General features: G+C 35.9%; 16 protein-coding genes. 6 read left to right on the top strand and 10 right to left on the bottom strand.

From position 1 onward, the window contains the following. Positions 1 to 59: 59 nt before the first annotated feature. The 4 genes from ACMA47_RS24640 to ACMA47_RS24655 all read right to left on the bottom strand — a co-directional run bounded on the left by ACMA47_RS24640 (position 60) and on the right by ACMA47_RS24655 (position 4,673). On the bottom strand, positions 60 to 719 hold the full coding sequence (locus tag ACMA47_RS24640) for a hypothetical protein (RefSeq protein WP_413931921.1): 660 nt from the start codon (positions 717 to 719) through the stop codon (positions 60 to 62). Between the two features lie 51 nt (positions 720 to 770). After that, positions 771 to 3,017, bottom strand: coding sequence for a TonB-dependent receptor (locus ACMA47_RS24645; protein ID WP_413931922.1), 2,247 nt, complete (start codon positions 3,015 to 3,017; stop codon positions 771 to 773). A 92-nt stretch (positions 3,018 to 3,109) separates the two neighbouring features. Further along, positions 3,110 to 4,012: an AraC family transcriptional regulator gene (locus tag ACMA47_RS24650; protein ID WP_413931923.1), complete on the bottom strand. Its 903-nt coding sequence runs from the start codon at positions 4,010 to 4,012 to the stop codon at positions 3,110 to 3,112. A 91-nt stretch (positions 4,013 to 4,103) separates the two neighbouring features. Continuing rightward, the gene (locus ACMA47_RS24655; protein WP_413931924.1) at positions 4,104 to 4,673 is read right to left on the bottom strand and encodes a 4'-phosphopantetheinyl transferase family protein; all 570 of its coding nucleotides are present in this window, start codon (positions 4,671 to 4,673) and stop codon (positions 4,104 to 4,106) included. A gap of 308 nt (positions 4,674 to 4,981) precedes the next feature. Here ACMA47_RS24655 and ACMA47_RS24660 point away from each other — a divergent pair, with 308 nt between their 5' ends. After that, positions 4,982 to 5,485, top strand: coding sequence for a superoxide dismutase family protein (locus ACMA47_RS24660; RefSeq protein ID WP_413931925.1), 504 nt, complete (start codon positions 4,982 to 4,984; stop codon positions 5,483 to 5,485). Positions 5,486 to 5,538: 53 nt separating this feature from the next. On the opposite strand, the gene ACMA47_RS24665 is transcribed toward ACMA47_RS24660, so the two are convergent. Further along, positions 5,539 to 7,668, bottom strand: coding sequence for a carboxy terminal-processing peptidase (locus tag ACMA47_RS24665; protein WP_413931926.1), 2,130 nt, complete (start codon positions 7,666 to 7,668; stop codon positions 5,539 to 5,541). Positions 7,669 to 8,011: 343 nt separating this feature from the next. Here ACMA47_RS24665 and ACMA47_RS24670 point away from each other — a divergent pair, with 343 nt between their 5' ends. From ACMA47_RS24670 to ACMA47_RS24680, 3 genes are all read left to right on the top strand, one after another. Then, positions 8,012 to 8,182, top strand: a complete 171-nt coding sequence (locus ACMA47_RS24670; protein WP_110008970.1) for a lmo0937 family membrane protein — start codon at positions 8,012 to 8,014, stop codon at positions 8,180 to 8,182. 289 nt (positions 8,183 to 8,471) lie between these two features. Further along, positions 8,472 to 9,260, top strand: a complete 789-nt coding sequence (gene surE / locus ACMA47_RS24675) for a 5'/3'-nucleotidase SurE (protein WP_034694061.1) — start codon at positions 8,472 to 8,474, stop codon at positions 9,258 to 9,260. Positions 9,261 to 9,445: 185 nt separating this feature from the next. Further along, entirely contained in the window at positions 9,446 to 10,486 is a 1,041-nt protein-coding gene (locus ACMA47_RS24680) for a GMP reductase (RefSeq protein WP_413931927.1), read from the top strand. Between the two features lie 43 nt (positions 10,487 to 10,529). Here the strand turns inward: ACMA47_RS24680 and ACMA47_RS24685 are convergent, their stop codons facing one another. The 5 genes from ACMA47_RS24685 to ACMA47_RS24705 form a co-directional block, all read right to left on the bottom strand. Then, complete coding sequence (locus tag ACMA47_RS24685) at positions 10,530 to 11,849, bottom strand: DUF6056 family protein (RefSeq protein ID WP_413931928.1); 1,320 nt, start codon at positions 11,847 to 11,849, stop codon at positions 10,530 to 10,532. 3 nt (positions 11,850 to 11,852) lie between these two features. Next, positions 11,853 to 12,596: a 3-oxoacyl-[acyl-carrier-protein] reductase gene (gene fabG / locus ACMA47_RS24690; protein WP_413931929.1), complete on the bottom strand. Its 744-nt coding sequence runs from the start codon at positions 12,594 to 12,596 to the stop codon at positions 11,853 to 11,855. A 174-nt stretch (positions 12,597 to 12,770) separates the two neighbouring features. Continuing rightward, complete coding sequence (locus ACMA47_RS24695; protein WP_413931930.1) at positions 12,771 to 14,282, bottom strand: WG repeat-containing protein; 1,512 nt, start codon at positions 14,280 to 14,282, stop codon at positions 12,771 to 12,773. A gap of 6 nt (positions 14,283 to 14,288) precedes the next feature. Further along, positions 14,289 to 14,963 (bottom strand): 16S rRNA (cytidine(1402)-2'-O)-methyltransferase, encoded by a 675-nt coding sequence (rsmI, locus tag ACMA47_RS24700; RefSeq protein WP_318847655.1) that lies wholly within the window; start codon positions 14,961 to 14,963, stop codon positions 14,289 to 14,291. Positions 14,964 to 14,965: 2 nt separating this feature from the next. Beyond that, positions 14,966 to 16,447, bottom strand: coding sequence for a hypothetical protein (locus ACMA47_RS24705; RefSeq protein WP_413931931.1), 1,482 nt, complete (start codon positions 16,445 to 16,447; stop codon positions 14,966 to 14,968). 61 nt (positions 16,448 to 16,508) lie between these two features. Between ACMA47_RS24705 and ACMA47_RS24710 the strand changes: the two genes are divergently transcribed. After that, on the top strand, positions 16,509 to 17,096 hold the full coding sequence (locus ACMA47_RS24710; protein ID WP_034694049.1) for a thymidine kinase: 588 nt from the start codon (positions 16,509 to 16,511) through the stop codon (positions 17,094 to 17,096). A gap of 197 nt (positions 17,097 to 17,293) precedes the next feature. Beyond that, the gene (locus ACMA47_RS24715) at positions 17,294 to 19,741 is read left to right on the top strand and encodes a bifunctional UDP-N-acetylmuramoyl-tripeptide:D-alanyl-D-alanine ligase/alanine racemase (protein WP_413931932.1); all 2,448 of its coding nucleotides are present in this window, start codon (positions 17,294 to 17,296) and stop codon (positions 19,739 to 19,741) included. Position 19,742: the final 1 nt, after the last annotated feature.

Raw genomic sequence — 19,742 nt, forward strand, 5'->3', positions numbered from 1 at the left:
CGAATGGTATAAAAAAACCTTCACGAATGAAGGTTGATGGGTATTAAATATAGAGAAAACTATTTTGCTTTTTCTGCCGGTAAGCTCAGGAAGTAATCGGCTTCTCCTCTTCCCCAGTTAGGATCTAAAGCTGTTTTGGGTTTGTAGGTTTTAAACTTTGCCTGAGCATCTTTAAACATCTCCAATCCTTTGGTTTTGCTTCCTCCGTACTGTTCAGGAGTAAAATATACATCTTCCGCTTTGATCAATGCAATTCTCGGATTTGAAGAATCTAATTTTTCTGCAATATTCATTTCCTCAGTAGCTCTTGCCCCGTCTGTCATATAACGCTGTGCCGGATTCACCATCATTCTCAGAGAATAAGACATTTTTCTCAACAGGTGAATTTCTGCATTATCAGTTCCTGCAAGATTCTGAGCCATTGAAAGATGTTTTTCAGCCTGGTCTGCGATACCATCCAACTCCTGCATTTTTCCATCTCTCATCAGGGTTCTTCCTTTTTGGATATAAGAAAATGCCGCATAGTAAGCCGGAAGCCATTTTGTACTTTCTTTACTCCCTATTCTCTGGAAATCATTTGCCAGAGTCTGGAAATCTTCTGAGGTTTTGCAGGTTTCTATTCTGGCTATTTTTTCAGACATTATTTTGTCATAATCTGCCTGTGCAAAAGCCGTTAAGCTCACAAAAGCTAAAGCAAAACTTAAAAGGTATTTTTTCATGATATCAAATTTTAAAAGTGAGTTATGTTTGTTTGTTCTAAGATATGTTTTTTATAAATTATTATTGATGGCATCATCTGTTTTATCTACTCCGAAGCTTATAAATGCTCCTATGAAAACAAAAGTATTGACTGGCGGAACAATGGCAGAACTTCTTGAACCGTTGGCTGAAAAATTATAACCATAAATATTCTTTGATCCTAAAATATTACTGATGCTCAATACAAATACCGGAAAAGCTTTCGCATCTTTTTTACCGATATTCGGAAGATAATTAATACTGAAGTTTAATGCATTGTAATCTTTTAATCTCCCTTCATTTCGGGTATAATTGATGGCTTTTCCATTCTCAAAGGTAGAAGCAATATCATAATAAGGACGCCCTTTTGCATAAGTGTAGGATAGGTTGACTCCAAGTTTCCATTCCGGAATAAATCTTTTTGCTACAGCTGAAAGGGTATGTTCTGCTGCAAAACTCGGCTGCAGGCTTACCGGATAATTCAGGAAATCTCTTTTGGAATCCAGATAGGAGTAGCTGATCCAATAGTCGATATTTTCAAAGGTCTTTTTATTATCTCTCCAGAAGAATTCCAGTCCTTTTGCATATCCGTATCCATCATTATTTAAAGCAGTCTGGATCTGCTGATTTTGCTCTTTGTCCTGAGTAATATTGAATGTTTTAATCAGCTGGTCATATTTTTTATAAAACGCCTCAAAACGTAAGGTTCTACCTTCTGAAGCTCTCTGAACCTGGAAAATATAATGCTGGGATTTCTGGAAACCAAGATTAGCCGGTCCATTGATGTATTTACTTTCCGGATTCTGATAAAAAAGTCCGTATGCTAACGAAGTTGTCCAGTCTTTTGCAAGACGATAGGCAATAGCAAAACGAGGTGCAATATTATCCTTCCCTAAAAATGAAGAATGTTCTGCTCTCACTCCTATTTTCGCTGACAATGCATTGCTGAAACCCAGATCAGTTTCCACGAAAGCAGAGGAGATCAAATCTTTATAATGTTTCTGTACTGCTTCAAAATTCAGGTTTTCATCAGTATTATTCAGTTCAATTCCTCCTCTTACCGCACTGATTCTGTTGATTTTTCTTTCAAGAACAGCTTTGAAATTCAGATAATTTCCATCAGTCAGAAGCTGGCTTCTGTTGGATTCAACATCATTGGTTTCTGTTGAAAAATGAAGATCCGATCTGTTGTAAGAATAAGAACCACCTACACTCAAAAGATATTTTCCGAATTTTTGTTTAAAAGAAAGGTTATGAAATGTATTTTTTCCGTTAAGTTTTACCAGGCTGAAATCATATCCGGGTTCAAGACTTTCTGATCTTACGCCCATTTTATTGGAGTTAAACATTCCGTAATATTTGAAAAAGCCTCCTGATTTTGTTTTAAATCTGAAATTCAGATCTCCGTTAAGTCCCTGTGGAGCTTCTACAAAATCGGTATTAAAATTAAAGACCTTCTGCATCAGACTTAAAAGAGAATATCCTGCTGTAGCACCATAGGAATAGTTTTTATTATCTCCTAACTTCTGAAATCCTGCACTCAGAAAAATAGGTGAAACCCCAAAGTTATAAGAAGTTTCATCCGGAAGATCTACACTTTCCAACATCAGTGCTCCGGAAAGAGCCTGCCCGTACAGCGCAGAATAACCTCCGCTTGAAAAGATATTTCCTTTAAAAAGAGAAGTATTGAACTGATCTCTTCCTGCAATCCCCGGAACAGAATTAGAAAAATAATTGTTGATAAGACTTCCGTCCATAAAGATTTTAGATTCTGTTCCTGTACCTCCACGGATGAATAACCCTTCTGTTCCTCCTACTTTCTGTACTCCCGGAAGATAAGTCAATGCTGAAGAAATCTGTCCGTCTGCTCCTGCTGTAGTATAAATATCAATGGGAGTAAGCAGTGCCGTTGCTCTTTTCTTATCGCTGGCTTCAATAGATCCTGCAGAAACGACTACTGCATCAATCTCACTGATCTGTTCTTTAAGGTCAATATTCAAAGATATATCCTGATTTTCAATAGAAACGGTTCTTTCTACATCTTCATATTTCGGATGAGTAAAAGTAATAGTGTGACTTCCTTTTTCTGAAGTTTCGAAGGTAAAATTACCCTGAGCATCTGTTGTAGTTCCGTCATAGGTATCTTTCAGGGTCACGTTTACTTCAGCTACTCCTTTGTTTTTAAAGGATACTTTTCCTGATATTTTCACCTGGGAATATCCCATGATGGAAGTGAGAAGGAGAATCAGAAACAGGATGTTTTGTCCTTGTGTTTTCATTTTTATTGTTTTCTGGGTCAAAAATAGTACGAGAAATGCCTTTCTGTAAAAAAATTATTACTGAAAGGCATTCTTTTGCTACCGAATGGTAATTAATGAATCGGAATGCAAAAATCCACGATCATCTTCCCTTCCGGATGTTCCTTAAAATTGGTGTGATAGATCTCATAGGGAAATGTTCTTCTTGTAGAATAATTGTTCTCATTCATCCACAGAAACAAAGAAACCCAGCATTGCTCAAAGTCGTTAAGGGTAACTTCACCGCTTCCCACAATGTATTTTCCGCCTTCTAAAGTTTCTGCAAACACTTCTCCTTCCTGCTGAGTCAGTTTCTCATCCAAAAGCATACAGGCATGAATTCTGACCTTATCAAGAGGCGTTATTTTGCAGCTGTCGTGATAAACAGAAATCATCTTAAGATTCTCCCGAGGAAACAGGTTTTTCTTCTTTGCCCAGTCTATTAAGATATTGAAAGATGGTTCTACATTCGCCATTCCAAGGCTCATAACGGATGCCAGATTCATTTCCGGCATTTCTTTTACTTCGATTTTTAAATTCATTTTAGTCCAATTTAACAGATTTTCAATGTTGCAAATGTATTGGCTGAAAACCGTATCAACTTGTCCGTTCTTGCTTTGTATTTGTAAAATCTTGTGAAATTTCTCCGGAGCTGATCTGCGAAATTCTGTTGGGGCGAGACCGTAATATTTTTTGAATGTTTTGCAGAAAACAGAATGATTGGAGAAACCAAGCTCCCAATAGATCTCCTTGATCTCCATGTTTTTGTGAACCGCCAGATGAAGGGCACTTTTCTCTATTTTCTTTCTGATAATATAATTCTGAAGGGTTTCCCCTGTAACCAGCTTAAAGATTCTGTGAAAATGAAAAGGTGAATAGGCACTTACCTCTGAAACTTTTTCCAGAGACAGCTCCGCATCAATATGGTGATCAATATATTGAATTGTTTTTACTATCCGTTTTTTATATTCTTCCACTTCAAGGTTGTTAATTCACAAAGATATTTGTCCGGACCGGAATTATGTTGTCTTTTATTGCTATTATGAGAATATCATTTTATTTTTACATTCAAACGTCCTCTTCAAAGTATTTAATAAGAGGGTTCACATCCTTAATTTTTTGATCTGAAGAGGCGATACAAGCGGGATAATCCTCATGAATAAAAATCTCTTTGGTAAAGAATTTTTCATCTTCAATAATACACTCATTATGCAAAATTTCAAAAGAATCCAGAGGTAGCATCATTCCTGCTCCATGGACTTTTATTACCGCTTCTTTTCTCGTCCAATACGTAAAGAAACTTTTTGTTTTATCCTCAGAATTATGAATTTCCTTGAACTCATTTGCCGTCATCTGGAATTCAAAATCCAGATAACTGACTTCAGGACTATTGAATTCTAGATCAATTCCCAAGGGATATTCTGCAATGGCACATACCACAAGATCTTTAGAATGCGAGATATTAAAATGAAGATCAAGTCCCTTTAAATAAGGCTTTTTGTTGGGAAGAATACCTATTTCTGCTTCAGCAATGTTATAATAAGTCTTTAAACCATATTGTAAAAGAACTTTTCCCAATAAAGAAAGCTGTGCATCCTGCCATCTGCTGTACCTCAGGATATCCTGTCTAATTTTCATAGAAAAAAAAGGTAGATACCTATCAAGAAGAGGCTGATGTTTTGCTTCGCTGATGAATGTATACAGAATAATCATTTTCTATTTCTTTGCTGCCTTCGGGATTTGATTTATAAATGGCTTTCTACCCACTAAAATAAGCTTTTTTTCACCTCGCTTTACTCCAGAGCTAAGTTTCAGAATTTAAGGTTAAAACAGGTTGTATTAAAGCAATCATTCCAACTAAGTTTTTCAAAAAAGAGTGAGATCATAAAGCCCTTTGGAAAATCTTTTTTAAATTTATCGTAAAATCACTATAAATCATTTAACAAATGAAAGTACAAACATTAGCATTATTGGCGGGATTTGCAGTTTTTGCCGTTTCATGCGGAACAACAAAAACATACTCGGTAAATGCCAAAAGCGGAACACAGACAGGAGGAACAGCGAAGTTTACTCAAAATGGAAATGAAGTAACAATGAAGCTGGATATTACCAACCTTACTCCCGGAATCCATGCAGTACACATTCATGAAAAAGGAGACTGCTCTGCAGCAGACGGAACTTCTACAGGAGGTCACTGGAATCCTTCGAAGAATGATCATGGTAAATGGGGTGCTGAACATTTCCATATGGGAGATATAGGAAACCTGGTTGCTGATCAGAGCGGAACAGCGACATTGACTTTCAAGACAGACAAATGGTGCCTGGGTTGTACGGATGAGTCTAAAAACATCATTGGAAAAGGTCTTATTGTACACTCTGCAGCAGATGATTTCCATACCCAGCCTACCGGAAATGCAGGAGGAAGAGTGGGATGTGTAGAAATTGAGTAATCTACTTTATTCAATAAAAAAGCCGCTAATTTTCATTAGCGGCTTTTTTATGTTTAGGATTTAGCTCCCATGTCTGATACAATATTCATTGCTTCCTGCAGGTAAAGATCTTTTTTCAGATTCTTGATCCACATTTCAGATTTTTTCTTGAAAGCTTCGTCTTTTTTCTCTCTTTCAATTTCACTTGGATACATCATGAACTGAAGACCGTTCTCGAATTTTGTCAAAGCTTTGAACTTTTCAATCTGAGATTTTCTGTTCTTCATCAGCTCATTGAACTTGGTAATATTCAAAGTGATATTTTCTTCTTTATCCAGTTTTTCTCTCCACTGAGCAGATTCTAATAGCAACTGGTAATTGCTGTTTTTAGCCATTCTGTCTGCACTTGCCTTTTCCAGTGCCTGGATATTGAAATAATTCAGTTTCTGGAATTTTGTAGGTGGAATTTTATCCCAAGCCAATGCATAATCATCATATCGCTCTCCTACTTCAGCATACGTAAAGAAGTCTTTCATCTGGATATCAGACACGATTCCTTTTCTCTGTGTAGATTCTCCGGTAATTCTGTAGAACTTCTGAATTGTCAGTTTTAGAGATCCGAAATCATCTTCAGTGTTCAGGAATCTGTTCAGATCAACAAAAGTCTGAACGGTACCTTTTCCGAATGACTGTGGAGATCCGATAATCATCGCTCTACCATAATCATGCATTACTCCTGCAAGGATTTCTGAAGCTGAAGCCGAAAGTTCATTTTGCATGATAACCAACGGACCTGTCCAGATTGGAGTTTCATTTTTGTTCTTAAGCGTCTGTATTTTTCCGTTTCCGTCTTTCACCTGAACGTAAGGACCAGCTTCCATGAAAAGTCCCATGATATCTCCTACTTCAGTTAAAGAACCTCCTCCATTATTTCTAAGGTCAAGAATAATTCCCTGAATATTCTGTTCTTTAAGCTTAATGATTTCATTTTTGATGTCATCAGAAGCGTTTCTTCCTTTGGCATTTTCAAAATCAGCATTAAAACTTGGAAGGTTGATGAAACCGTATTTTTTTCCATTTGGAGTGTTCACTACAATACTTCTTGCAAAAGTATCTTCAATAGCAACCTCTTCACGGATCATGGTTACATCTTTAATGGTACCGTCTTTTTTCTGAACCGTTAAGGTTACCGGAGTTCCCTTTTCACCTCTGATTAATCTTACTGCTTCATCAGAAAGCATTCCTACCACATTTACAGCATCTTCTTTCGGTTTTGATCTTACTTTCAGGATTTTATCTCCTTCTGAAAGCTGCTTGGATTTCCATGCCGGTGCACCAATGGTAAGTGCTCCTAAGTAAAGGTTTCCTTTTTTCTCCTGAATCAGAGCTCCGATACCAATTACTTTTCCGGTAAACTGAGTATCAAAATCTTCTTTATCTTTTGGAGAATAATAGTTGGTATGCGGATCGAATACTTCTGTATACGCATTCATATACACGGTAAACCAATCCATTTTCTTTCTCTTTTTGAATCTTGTGAAAGTATCTTTTACAAGGTCTTTTACTTCATCAGTCGCTTTTTTGATCTTCTCGTCCTGAGTAAGTGGCTTAAACTTGATCGTATCTTTCAGTTTGTATTTCTGAACAGAGTCTTTCTTTTCTTTCTGAGCCTCTTCTTTGCTGTTCATCGACTCAACTTCCTGAAGGATGTTGTATTTGATGAATTTTTTCCACTCGTTATACTGTTCCTGTTTGTTGGCAGGTACTTTTTTTAGTTTGGGCTCAAGAGTAAGCGTTTCATCTTCCTGAAGATTGATGGGCTTGCTGAAGATATCCTGTGTGATTTTATCAATCTCATCCACTCTTTGGTAGAGTCTGTCAATGGTCAGCTTATAGAATGTAAGATCACCTTGTCCGATATAGTCATCAAGCTTGGTTTCATGCTTGCTGAATTCATCCATATCAGATTGCAGAAAATATCTTTTCGCTGGATCTACCAATTCGAAATAATGCTTATAAACGTCCTTCGAATAGGCATCATTGATAGATTTCGGGCTATAATGCAGATAAGAAAGTGTGTTTTTTACGCTCACCATTATCGTCTGCATCTTTTCATCGTCATTCTGTGGCGAGTTGAAACAAAACATTAGACTGGTTAATGGAATCAGGAGTAAAAATTTATTCAGTTTGAAATTTTTCCACATAAACTGTCTTTATTTATTAATTTTTTTAAAATAAGTATAATAATTAGTAGCAGTAAGTTTGGTACTGTTACAAATGATCAAATTTAATACCTTATTTACAAATATCGACAGTTTTGATCATTTTTATTTAAAGAGATTTGCAAATAATCAAGACAGTATGAATCATTTCCTATTATCAGACAGTTTCATTATAAAATGGTACTCATCATTATTTTTTCTAGGCATCACTAAATTTTTATTTTTTAACCAAAAAACAGAAAACACATACCACAAAAACCATTTTTTAGCCATAAAGGCATAAAATATGCAGAGAATTAACCATACAAATTCAAAATATTAAGTCATGAAAAGTTTATTATGGTTAGTCGCAGTCATCTGCATCGTTGTTTGGTTATTGGGAATGCTAGGAGTAGTTCCCGGAATGAGCACAGGTTATTTAATTCACGTTTTACTGGTCATTGCCATTATTGTTATTCTTTATAATATCATTTCCGGCAGAAAGCCTCTCGACTAGTTTATTATTTTGTACAACCACTTACATTAAAACTGAAATGAAGTTCATATTAGATTTCCTTCATTTCAGTTTTATTTTCTGCGCTAGGCGTTTTTCCTTATCTATGCTTTGTTCTTCATTCTATCAGTCAAAGTATGAGAATTTTATTTCTCTTTTCAGTACAGCCAATCCCAATCCGGTATTTTATTGCGTCTGATTTTTACCTACATTTGATGTGTTGAAAATCTATTTGTTCAATTCTGAAAATGAACAAACTCACTCTATTTAAATAAAAAATTAAAGATAATTTATGGAAAGACCACTTATTCTGGTGACTAATGATGACGGAATTACAGCTCCTGGTATCAGAAATCTTATCAGTTTTATGAATGAAATCGGAGAAGTAGTGGTTGTAGCACCCAACTCTCCTCAAAGTGGAAAAGGCCACGCTATTACTATCAATTCTACCCTAAGTTACGAAGAAGTTACCCTGGATGGTCCGCAGACAGATTTTTCCTGCAGCGGAACTCCTGTAGACTGTGTAAAAATGGCTCTTGATAAAATTCTGACCAGAAGACCTGATATTGTAGTTTCAGGGATCAATCACGGGGCGAATTCTTCTATCAATGTAATCTATTCAGGGACCATGTCGGCTGCAGTAGAAGCTGGTGTTGAAGGAATTCCTGCTATTGGATTCTCATTACTGGATTTCAGCTGGGAAGCAGATTTTACCCAAGCTAAGGAATTTATTCAGAATATCGTTAGAAGAACGTTGGAAAACCCAATGCCCAAAGGAGTTGTTCTGAACGTAAATATTCCTAAACTTCCGGCAGAAGAGATTAAGGGAGTAAAAGTCTGTAAACAGGCCAATGCCAAATGGGAAGAAAGCTTTGATGAAAGAATCAATCCGCACGGTAAAAAATATTACTGGTTAACCGGTTATTTCAACAATATGGATGATTCTGAAGATGCTGATGAAACAGCATTGGCTAACGGATATATTTCTATTGTTCCGGTAAAGTTTGACCTGACAGCTTATGAATACATGAAAACATTGGAAGAAGTGATGACTTTTGAAAATGTAAAAGAGGCAAAATAATTCTGGAAATATCAGAAAATTCTATTCAGCCTAACGCTGAGTTGAAGTATTGAAATAAATAAAACAGGGTTTGAAATAAGTTTTTCAAACCCTGTTTTTTTGTTCCATAAACCGGAAAAAGCATTCCCTGATCAAGTGCCTGTTCAAGATTATTTACTACCTTTATTCTGACAAATAATTACAAAATGCGTATAGAATATGACATAAAACTGGGGTTTAAGGATGTAATGTTCCGCCCTAAACGTTCTACTTTAAAATCCCGTTCGGAAGTTGATTTACAAAGAGAATTTACCTTTAAGCATACCAAGAAAAAATGGACAGGAGTTCCTGTGATTGCCGCCAATATGGATACAGTAGGAACTTTTGAAATGGCCGTGGAACTGGCAAAAGAGAAAATTATTACTGCTGTTCATAAACATTATACTCCTGATGAATGGAGTCAGTTTCTGGACAGTCAGCCTGAAAGTATTCATCAGTATATTGCTTTGAGTACCGGAACAGGAAAAGCGGATGAAGAGAAAATAAAGCAGATTCTCGAAAAGCACCCAAAAATTGAGTTTCTCTGTATAGATGTAGCCAATGGTTATTCTGAGCATTTCGTTGAATTTGTGAAGAAAGCAAGGGCCAATTTCCCGGATAAAATTATTATGGCCGGAAATGTGGTTACCGGAGAAATGGTAGAAGAGCTTCTATTGGTAGGGGCAGACATCATCAAAGTAGGTATTGGCCCAGGATCAGTGTGTACTACAAGAGTAAAAACCGGAGTAGGATATCCTCAGCTTTCTGCAATTATAGAATGTGCTGATGCCGCTCATGGACTAGGCGGGCATATCATCGCTGATGGCGGATGTAAAGTTCCCGGTGATGTAGCAAAAGCCTTTGGCGGCGGTGCAGATTTCGTCATGCTGGGAGGAATGTTTGCCGGACATGATGAAAGTGGCGGAGAAATGATTGAAGAAAACGGTAAAAAATATCGTTCTTTCTATGGAATGAGTTCCAAAACAGCTATGGACAAGCATTCCGGAGGCGTAGCAGAATATCGTGCTTCTGAAGGAAAAACTGTGAAAGTAGCGTATAAAGGGCCGATTTCAGACACCGTAAAGGATATTTTAGGAGGCGTGAGATCCACCTGTACTTATGTAGGAGCTTCGCAGCTTAAGGAACTGTCCAAAAGAACAACTTTTATCAGAGTTCAGGAACAGGAAAACCAGGTTTTTAAGGACTAGAAATACAACAAAAGGCTTTAGATACTCAATCTAAAGCCTTTATTTATTCTTTTGTTCTGATGTATTTTTTATTGAAATATTTTTCAAGCTGATCATTTACATAGGTTTTTTCCTCTTTTACAGAAGCCATTTCATCCATATATAAAATTCTCGGAACTTCTTTTATTTTATCTACCACCACAGAATCCTGAGAAGAGTTTTTAATTATCTCAACTCTTTCATTCATCTCTCTTTCATATTTCTTGAGATCTGTAGTCAGAAGCTCCATGACTATATTTTCACCATTAAGATCAATATTAAAATAAGAATATTTCTCCGGGAAAACTTTGAGCTCAGGAAGGAAAATAATGAAAAGGGAAATCCACCAGAGCTTTTTAATTTTTTCAAATTTAAAAAAGAAGATTAGTGATAAAGTGATTAGAAAATAGAAGATAATACTTTCAAACTGTCTTGCAATGGAGGTTAGAATATACCCTGTAAATAACAAAGGAATCAATGAAACCAACCAGAATAAAACAGCTTTTTTAAAGGTTATCCGGCTCATTATTTTTTTGAGTTCTTCTTCAAAAACCATCATAAATAATGGGAGTATTAAGAGAACTTTGGCAGCAACATAGAGCGTATTGGCTCCAAAAAGACCTATTCTTTTCACCCATTTTATAATTCCTTGTTCGGTTTCCCCCATTCTGTTGAAGTTCCCAGGTGCAAGAAAACTTACCAATAAAAAGACGCTTGCAGTCAATACCAAAGTCAGGTTTTTCTTATTGCGTTTCTGATAATAAGACACCAACAGAATTCCCCATACAATCAATGCCAGAATTTCATTGGAACCCATCAGCAGTATAATAAGTAGTAGGGAAAGATAAAACCAGATATTCTCTCCCGTATCTTTATTTTTTTTAATAAAATAGAGTAAAATACCCGCTAAAATTGCAGGAACGAAGTAGATATTGGAACCTGTGATCCAGAAGTAATGCTCAGGCAGGCTTACCAGAAGCATCGTATAAAAGAAAAACAAAAGGAAGCCTTTTTTAATGGACTCTTTGAAAGAATAGTTGAAATATTCTTTAAAGTTTAATGCGGAAACTCCAATAAAGGAAAGCATCAAAAAGACAGGATATATTTTCGGAACAATATTTTTACTGTCATAAAAGACAGGATTAAACATATTCATAGAATATCCGAAATACCTTCCGCCCCATGTTGTATAGGTATCTATAAAACATTGTAACAGTCCAAGTTTTCTGGTGGCATAGGAACAAAAATAATCATCGGTCTGATATACATTAAAGAAACTAATGTATGTCAGACCGATGATTAATAAAACGGACAAGAATAATACTATATTCTGTACTTTTTTCATTTTCTAAGTTAACATTCCGCCGTCAACGTTTAACGTCTGTCCGGTAATGTATGCAGACATTTCGCTGCCTAAGAATATACATGCATTCGCAATATCTGCAGGCTGTCCTCCTCTCTTCATTGGAATTTCTTCTCTCCATCCCTGAACTGTTTTTTCATCCAGAACAGCAGTCATTTCAGTTTCAATAAATCCAGGTGCAATCGCATTACATCTGATATTTCTTGATCCTAACTCCAGTGCCACAGATTTTGTAAATCCGATCACCCCAGCTTTAGAAGCTGCATAGTTGGCTTGTCCGGCATTACCTTTCACACCTACTACAGAAGTCATATTGATGATAGATCCTGATCTTGCCTTCATCATCGGCTTGATAACCGCTTTTGTAAGGTTGAAAACTGAATCTAAGTTTACTTTGATTACTTTATCCCAATCTTCTTTGGACATTCTCAATAACAGGTTATCTTTTGTAATCCCTGCATTGTTTACCAAAATATCAATCTGCCCGAACTCTGCCATCACATCTTCCACCAATTTCTGAGCAGCATCATAATCTGATGCGTCAGACTGATATCCCTTAATTTGGGTTACAGAACTTAAAGCTGCTTCTAATTCTTTTGCTTTGTCTACAGAGCCAGCGTAGGTAAATGCTACTTTTGCTCCTTGCTGAGCAAACATTTCAGCGATACCTTTACCGATTCCTCTTGTAGCTCCGGTAATTAGTGCTACTTTTCCTTCTAATATTTTCATATCTATTGACAATTATTTTCTTTTATAACTCGTTCAGCTTGTGACAGCTGCCTCTTCATGTTTCTACAATTCCTTTCCGGAATTAAACGGTTTGCAAAGATATTATAAAATGTTATTCAACCCATTTAAATTGTCAAAATACTACTATTTTTTTGATGATTATCAGGATTTTCATTAAAGTTGAACCGAATTATTTTTAAATCTGGTGAAATAAATAAAGTCTGTTTTTTTACTCTTATCCAGTCTTAATACTTCTTTCTGCCAAAAATATTTATCATAAATAATTTCTTTCAAAGGCTCATTCTGAAAATTGGAAACCCCGAATTTTCCTTCTTTTTTAACGACAATTTCGTTTTCAGCATTCCCGAATGTGATAATATCTTCGTAAACAAACGGTACAATTTCTGTTCCTTTCCCATCAAGAATCCCATATAAATTGCCTGTATTTCTGCAGACCAGAGGTTTTGAATACTGATTCAGAGGATTAAAATATTCAACATCTTCTTTTTTGATCTGGCTGATATTTTTCAACTCAGATAATGACTGATCTTTCACTGAAAATCTGTAGTAGCGATTATCTTTTCCAATAATAAGATTATCAGGATAAAAACCTAAAATCTGAACCCCGTCACCCACAATATTTTTAAGATCTTTATCGAGAAACTTCTCTTCATTTCCTTTTTTAAGGTAAATAAAGTCTTTTCCTGAAATGGTAAAACTTCTGATGAAATCATATTCGAGTGGAAGAATAACATTTCCTTCCAGGTCTATAATTCCTGATTTCTTTACTTTATCATTGTAGACACCGAAATAATTATTCAATAAAGGATTTAAATATTTAAAAGTCTGTGCATACAACTTCTTGTCTTTTTTGCTGAAAACTGTTGTTTTTCCGTTTTTTGTAAGGTAGATATACTCTTTTTTACCAAAGTATTCCGGAGCGATATCATTATAGATTTCTTCAGCAATTGTATTTCCGTCAGCATCAATCAAGCCATATTTTCCTGTAGCCTTATTTTGGGTAACCAGATAAGGATAGGCATTGATATCTACCACTTGTTTTGAAAATTTGTGCAGAGTCTGTCCGTTATTTCCAATGATTTCTTTTTCATTGTCTTCATTGATGATCAGTGCTCTACCCTCTTCAAAGCTGTAGTCTTCTTTAAATTCACGATTGCTGAGCTGCTTGCCTTTAAGGTCATACAGAAACCATTTTTTATCTTTTAAAACAAAAAGTCTGTTCTTCCCTGAAAAACGGATCTTTTCTGCATAAGGAATGATTTCTTTCCCGTTAAAATCATAGACGGCTTCAGCATTCTGTTTGGATGAGATGATACAATCTTCACTCCACCAAGGTGTATTAAATTCCTGATCATGTAGAGGTATAAGCTCTGTTCCTTTTTCGTCAATAACCGCTGATTTTCGGCTATTTCCTTCCTCAGAATAAAGGATAAACCGGTTTTTGAAGACATGCAGAATACCTCCTTTGTAAGGAGATTCAAATGTAATCGTTCCTAAAGAATCTACTATTCCCTGTTTCTTGTATCCACTATCATAGAATGTTCCATATCCTTCCGAATAAGAACTGATTTCTTTCCCTGTTTTATTCGACAGGATTACCTTCATATATTGGTTAGTCTGTGCCGTACAGACTACAGAACACAATACAAAAACTAATTTCTTCAAAGAAAATTAAATAGAATTATTGACAATAAGAACGATCTCCCCTTTTAAAGTTTTACTCTTGGAAAACTCAATTAATTCATTGATTGTTCCGCGTTTGGTTTCTTCAAATTTTTTAGAGATCTCACGGCTTAAGCTTACTTTGGTTTCTTCTCCGAAGAATTCTTTAATCTGCTCCAGCGTGGTATTGATTTTATGTGGACTTTCGTACAAAACAATCGTCTTTTTTTCTTCAGCAAGCTGTTTCAGTTTGGTTTGTCTTCCTTTTTTCTGTGGCAGAAATCCTGCGAATAGAAATTCATTATTAGGAAGTCCCGAAACCACAAGTGCCGGAATCAGAGCGGTTGCTCCGGGAAGGCAAATCATGTCAATATTATTATCTGCTCCTGCTTTGGCCAGCAAATATCCGGGATCCGAAATACCCGGTGTTCCTGCATCGGTAATAATAGCGATATTCTGCCCGCTTTTAAGGTCTGCAATCACTTTCTCTGTTGCCTGATGCTCATTGTGTAAATGATAGGACTTTAAAGGTTTTGAGATCTCAAAATGTTTTAAAAGTATTCCGGAAGTTCTGGTGTCTTCACATAAAATATAATCTACTTCTTTCAGGACATTTACCGCCCTGAATGTCATGTCTTCCAGGTTCCCAACGGGTGTGGGAACAAAATATAGGATTCCGCTCAAAATTATAAGAATTTATTTTCCACCAATATCCAAAGTCTCTGTGCATATTCATCCACCTTATTCCATTTTCTGTCGTAATACAGATCGCTGAGATATTCTTTGGCTTCTTCCAGTGTTCTGAATTGATTCAGCTGATAAACAGTATCGTTCAGATCTGCCTGGCTGCCTTCAAAAAGCATCTTCGTGAAAGCAAGTCTGTCATTCAGATCCAGTTTAAATTCAGGTTTCAGCTTGTCTGCTTCCATGAAATTGGTCGGAATATTGGATTTCAGAATACTTCCTTGGTCTTCTTTTACAACCGGAGAAGTTTTCTCTTCTTTGGGAAGCTCCAGGTGATCGTCATCAAAAAGTGACTGAACAGCCTTCATTCCTTTGATATTGGCTAATTTTATTTTTTTCTCCCGATGATATTCTTCTAAATTTTCGAAGCTTTCATCGGAACGATGTTTATCTGTTTCTTCGGGAACAGGTTTATCGATGTCAACAATCTTTCTGCGATCATAGACTTCAGCAAGAATGCTTTCTTCTTTTGTTTCTTCTTCAGAATGGTCGTTTTTAATCTCACTCAGGATATTTTCTACATTAGAAGTTTCCGTAGCCATTTCTCCCTGCTCTATGGAAACGTTTGAAGCAACAAACTGTTCTTCGTTTTCTTCAATCAGGATTTCATCATCCAGCGTTTCCGTATCAAAAATGCTCGGAATTGTTTCTGTTACCGGCAATTTAGCATCATTTACGATTGCAAAATCAGTTTCTTTTTCAGAGTCCGGTTCAGAAGTTTCCTCTTCCTCCTCTTCTATTTCATTAAGCTGATTATTGAAAATAGCTTCTTCTTCTGTGACTTCATTATAAAACAGATCTTCATTAAGATCTTCATCCGAATCCGGGGTAGAATCTGCAAGGATTTTATCTTCATCCACAAAACTCAAAACAGCTCTCTGTTCTTCTGAAATTTCATTTTCATCAATTTCGTTCAGCTCATTATTGAAAGCGGCTTCTTCTTCCAGAGTTTCATGTTCAGGACTCTCTTCCTGAATATTTTCCGGTAATTTTTCTTCCTTGTTTTCTTCTACAAAGCTTACAATATTTTCATGGAATTCATTTTCGACAATTTCATTCAACTGATTGTTGAAAACAGCTTCTTCTTCAGGTTCATCTGAAAAAACTTCATTTTCATCAATTTCGTTAAGTTCATTATTGAAAATAGCTTCCTCTTCCATCACTTCGTTTCCCGTATCATGATGATCTGCTTCTCCTGAAGCAAAAGACACAAACTGATTATCGGGATTCTGCGCCGGATTGTCTGCTACGAAGTATTCAATATTTTTTTCCAGCAATTTCAAAAAAGAAATCCTGTTAGCAAGCTCATCTACAAGATCTTGCTTGGAAAGTAATTCGTCTATATTGCTTATTTTGTCCAGATTATCAATGATATTCATGGATTCAAAAAAAATCTTTTCCTTTAAATCTTGGATATTCTGCATAATAAGATTCTTATTAAAATTGCTTACTTTTGATGTTAAAAATATACGGCTAATTTAACAAATGTTTTTAGAAAATACAATTAATCATTCCAAACAAAGTGGTTGGATGGAAGTGATTTGTGGCTCTATGTTTTCCGGTAAAACCGAGGAACTTATCCGCAGATTGCGAAGAGCGGAAATGGCAGGACAGAATGTAGAAATTTTTAAACCTAAAATGGATATACGGTATTCTGAAGAGGATGTAGTCTCTCATAATCAGAATAAAATCCGTAGTACAGCAGTAGAAAACCCTAATGAAATTCTTCTGCTCGCTTCCAATTGTGATGTAGTAGCCATTGATGAAGCTCAGTTTTTTGATGAAAGCATTGTGGATGTTGCCAATCAGCTTGCCAATAGCGGTATCAGGGTGGTTATTGCAGGATTGGATATGGATTTTTTGGGCCGTCCGTTCGGACCAATGCCTAATTTGATGGCGACTGCCGAATATGTTACAAAAGTGCATGCTATTTGTAAGAGAACAGGTAATCTGGCCAACTATTCCATGAGAACTTCTCAGGGAGATAATCTGGTAGAATTAGGAGAAACAGAAAGCTATGAAGCAGTAAGCCGCCGTGTTTTTATTGACGAAGTACTTTCAAAAAGAAAATAATAAATGGATAAAAGCAAAACAGAGAAAACAGCTGTTTGCATCAAACCATACAATATATTCACTTACTATTAAAATGAAAAGCGAAAAAGCTTTATTGTAAAATATTAAAAAGGAAAGAAGATGATAAAATGGTCTTCATTTCTTTTGCAGTTTTACCTTTTTGCAGTTTCGCTCAAAATAAAGCAGAAAGGGTACCAATGAATTATACAGTACAACACATTGCAGAGATCACCAATGCACAGATCATTGGAGACGGAAATTTATTGATCAAAAATATAGCTTACGACAGCAGAATTATTTATTCTACCAAAAATACAGCCTTTATTGCCATCAATACTCAGAAAAATTCCGGAGAAAAATTTATTGAATCTGCAATGGACAGAGGTATCAATGTCATTATTTCTGAACATCATTATCCGGAGTTTGAAAATATTACCTGGATTATTGTTGAAAATTCCGTAGAGTTTCTTCAAAAATTAGCAAAGTATCATTTCGAACATTCTCATTTACAATCTATCGGAATTACAGGAAGTAATGGGAAAACTATTTTAAAAGAATGGTTGTATCAATGTTTATGGAACGAGTTTCCTACTGTAAAAAGCCCTAAAAGTTTTAATTCTCAGATCGGTCTTCCCTTGTCTCTTCTTCAGATCAACAGTTCCCATCAGCTGGGAATTTTTGAGGTAGGGATTTCAAAACCACATGAAATGGAAAAACTTGAAAATATTTTCCACCCTCAGATCGGACTGCTTACCCACATTGGAACTGCCCATGCTGCCAATTTTTCCTCCGATGAAGAACTGATAGATGAAAAAATCAGTCTTTTCAAAAATTCTGAAGTGATCATTTATAATGGAGATAATTCTTTGGTGGATCAAAAAATTAAAAACTCCTATTCCGATAAAAAATTAATTTCTTACGGTTTTAAAAAAGAGAATCAGGTTTTCATCAAAAACAATATTTCCAAAGATGAAAACATCATTGTTGAATATTTGGGTGAAGAAATCAGTTTTCCGGTTCACCAGAGAGATGAAGCGACATTAACCAACGCTATGGCGCTTATCTCCGTACTCAAGGAACTGAATATCGAAAATAAAAAGATCGTTGAAAAAATCAACCTTTTAAAAGCCGTTGAAATGAGGCTTGAAGCGATTGAAGGAATTAAGGGCAATATTGTCATCAACGATTCTTTTAATCTTGACCTCGACTCTTTGAAGACTGCCCTGCAGTTTTTGAATGAATACAACAAATCTAAAAAATCTTTGGTCTTAACAGATATTGTAGGAGTGAATTCCAATGCCAAAGAATTGTATGAAGAAGTTTCTGAACTGGTGAATGAGCAGCATTTTGATTCTGTATTCTTAATTGGCGATGAAATATCAAACTTTAGTGAATTATTTAAAGCTAAAACATATACTTTCATTGACACTAAAGAGCTCATTGAAAGTAAACATCTTACTGATATAGAAAATCAGATTATTCTGCTCAAAGGAGCCAGAAAATTTGAGATCGAAAAACTGAAAGATATTCTTGAACTCAGAAAACATGACACGGTATTGGAGGTGAATCTTAACGCGATTCTTCATAATATCAACTATCATAAATCACTTCTGAAACCCGGAACTAAAATGATGGCTATGGTAAAAGCCAATGCTTACGGACTGGGAAGTTTTGAAGTGTCAGAATTTCTTCAGCATCATCATATAGATTATCTTGGGGTAGCCTATGCAGATGAAGGGGTAGAACTTCGTAAAAAAGGGATCACAACTCCTATTATTGTTATGAATCCTGAGCAGCACAGCTATCAGACTATTATAGAATACAACCTTGAGCCTGAAATTTATAGTTTCAGAGTATTGGAACTATTCTATGAAGCCGTTCAGAAATCCGGATATGATAAGAAATATCCAATCCATATTAAGCTGGAAACAGGAATGCACCGTCTTGGTTTCAAAGATTTTGAGCTGGATCAGTTAAGCGAAACTTTAAGTCAGAAAAACGTAAAGGTTCAAAGTATGTTCAGTCATTTATCTTCTTCTGATATGCCTGAAGAAAAAGAATTCACTTTACAACAACTAGAGGTATTCGAAAAAAATTCCAGTTACCTTATTGAAAAACTAGGCTACACTCCTATCAGTCATATTCTGAATTCAGCAGGAATTACCAGCTATAAAGATCATCAGCACGACATGGTGAGAATCGGTATCGGTATGCTGGGAGAATCTGCAGATCCTGAAATTCAGAAACAATTACGATCTGTGGTAAGCTTTAAAACCGTAATTTCACAGATATCAACCGTTGAAAATGGTGAATCAGTAGGCTACAGCAGAAGATATAAAGCAGATCATCCTACAAGAATTGCAACAATTCCTGTGGGATATGCAGACGGAATTCCAAGACTGATCGGAAATCAGGTAGGAAATGTAGGGGTAAATAAAACTCTTGCACCTATTGTCGGAAATATCTGCATGGATATGATGATGATTAATGTAGACCATATTCCCAACGTAAAAGAAGGCGATACGGTAACTGTTTTCAATGCCAAACCAAGCTTAAAAGAATTCGCAGGATACTGCAAAACGATAACCTATGAAGTATTAACCTCCATTTCGCCCCGGGTGAAACGGATTTATATAAAAGATTAAC

Source organism: Chryseobacterium sp. T20, from assembly GCF_047345655.1.
Taxonomy (GTDB): domain Bacteria; phylum Bacteroidota; class Bacteroidia; order Flavobacteriales; family Weeksellaceae; genus Chryseobacterium.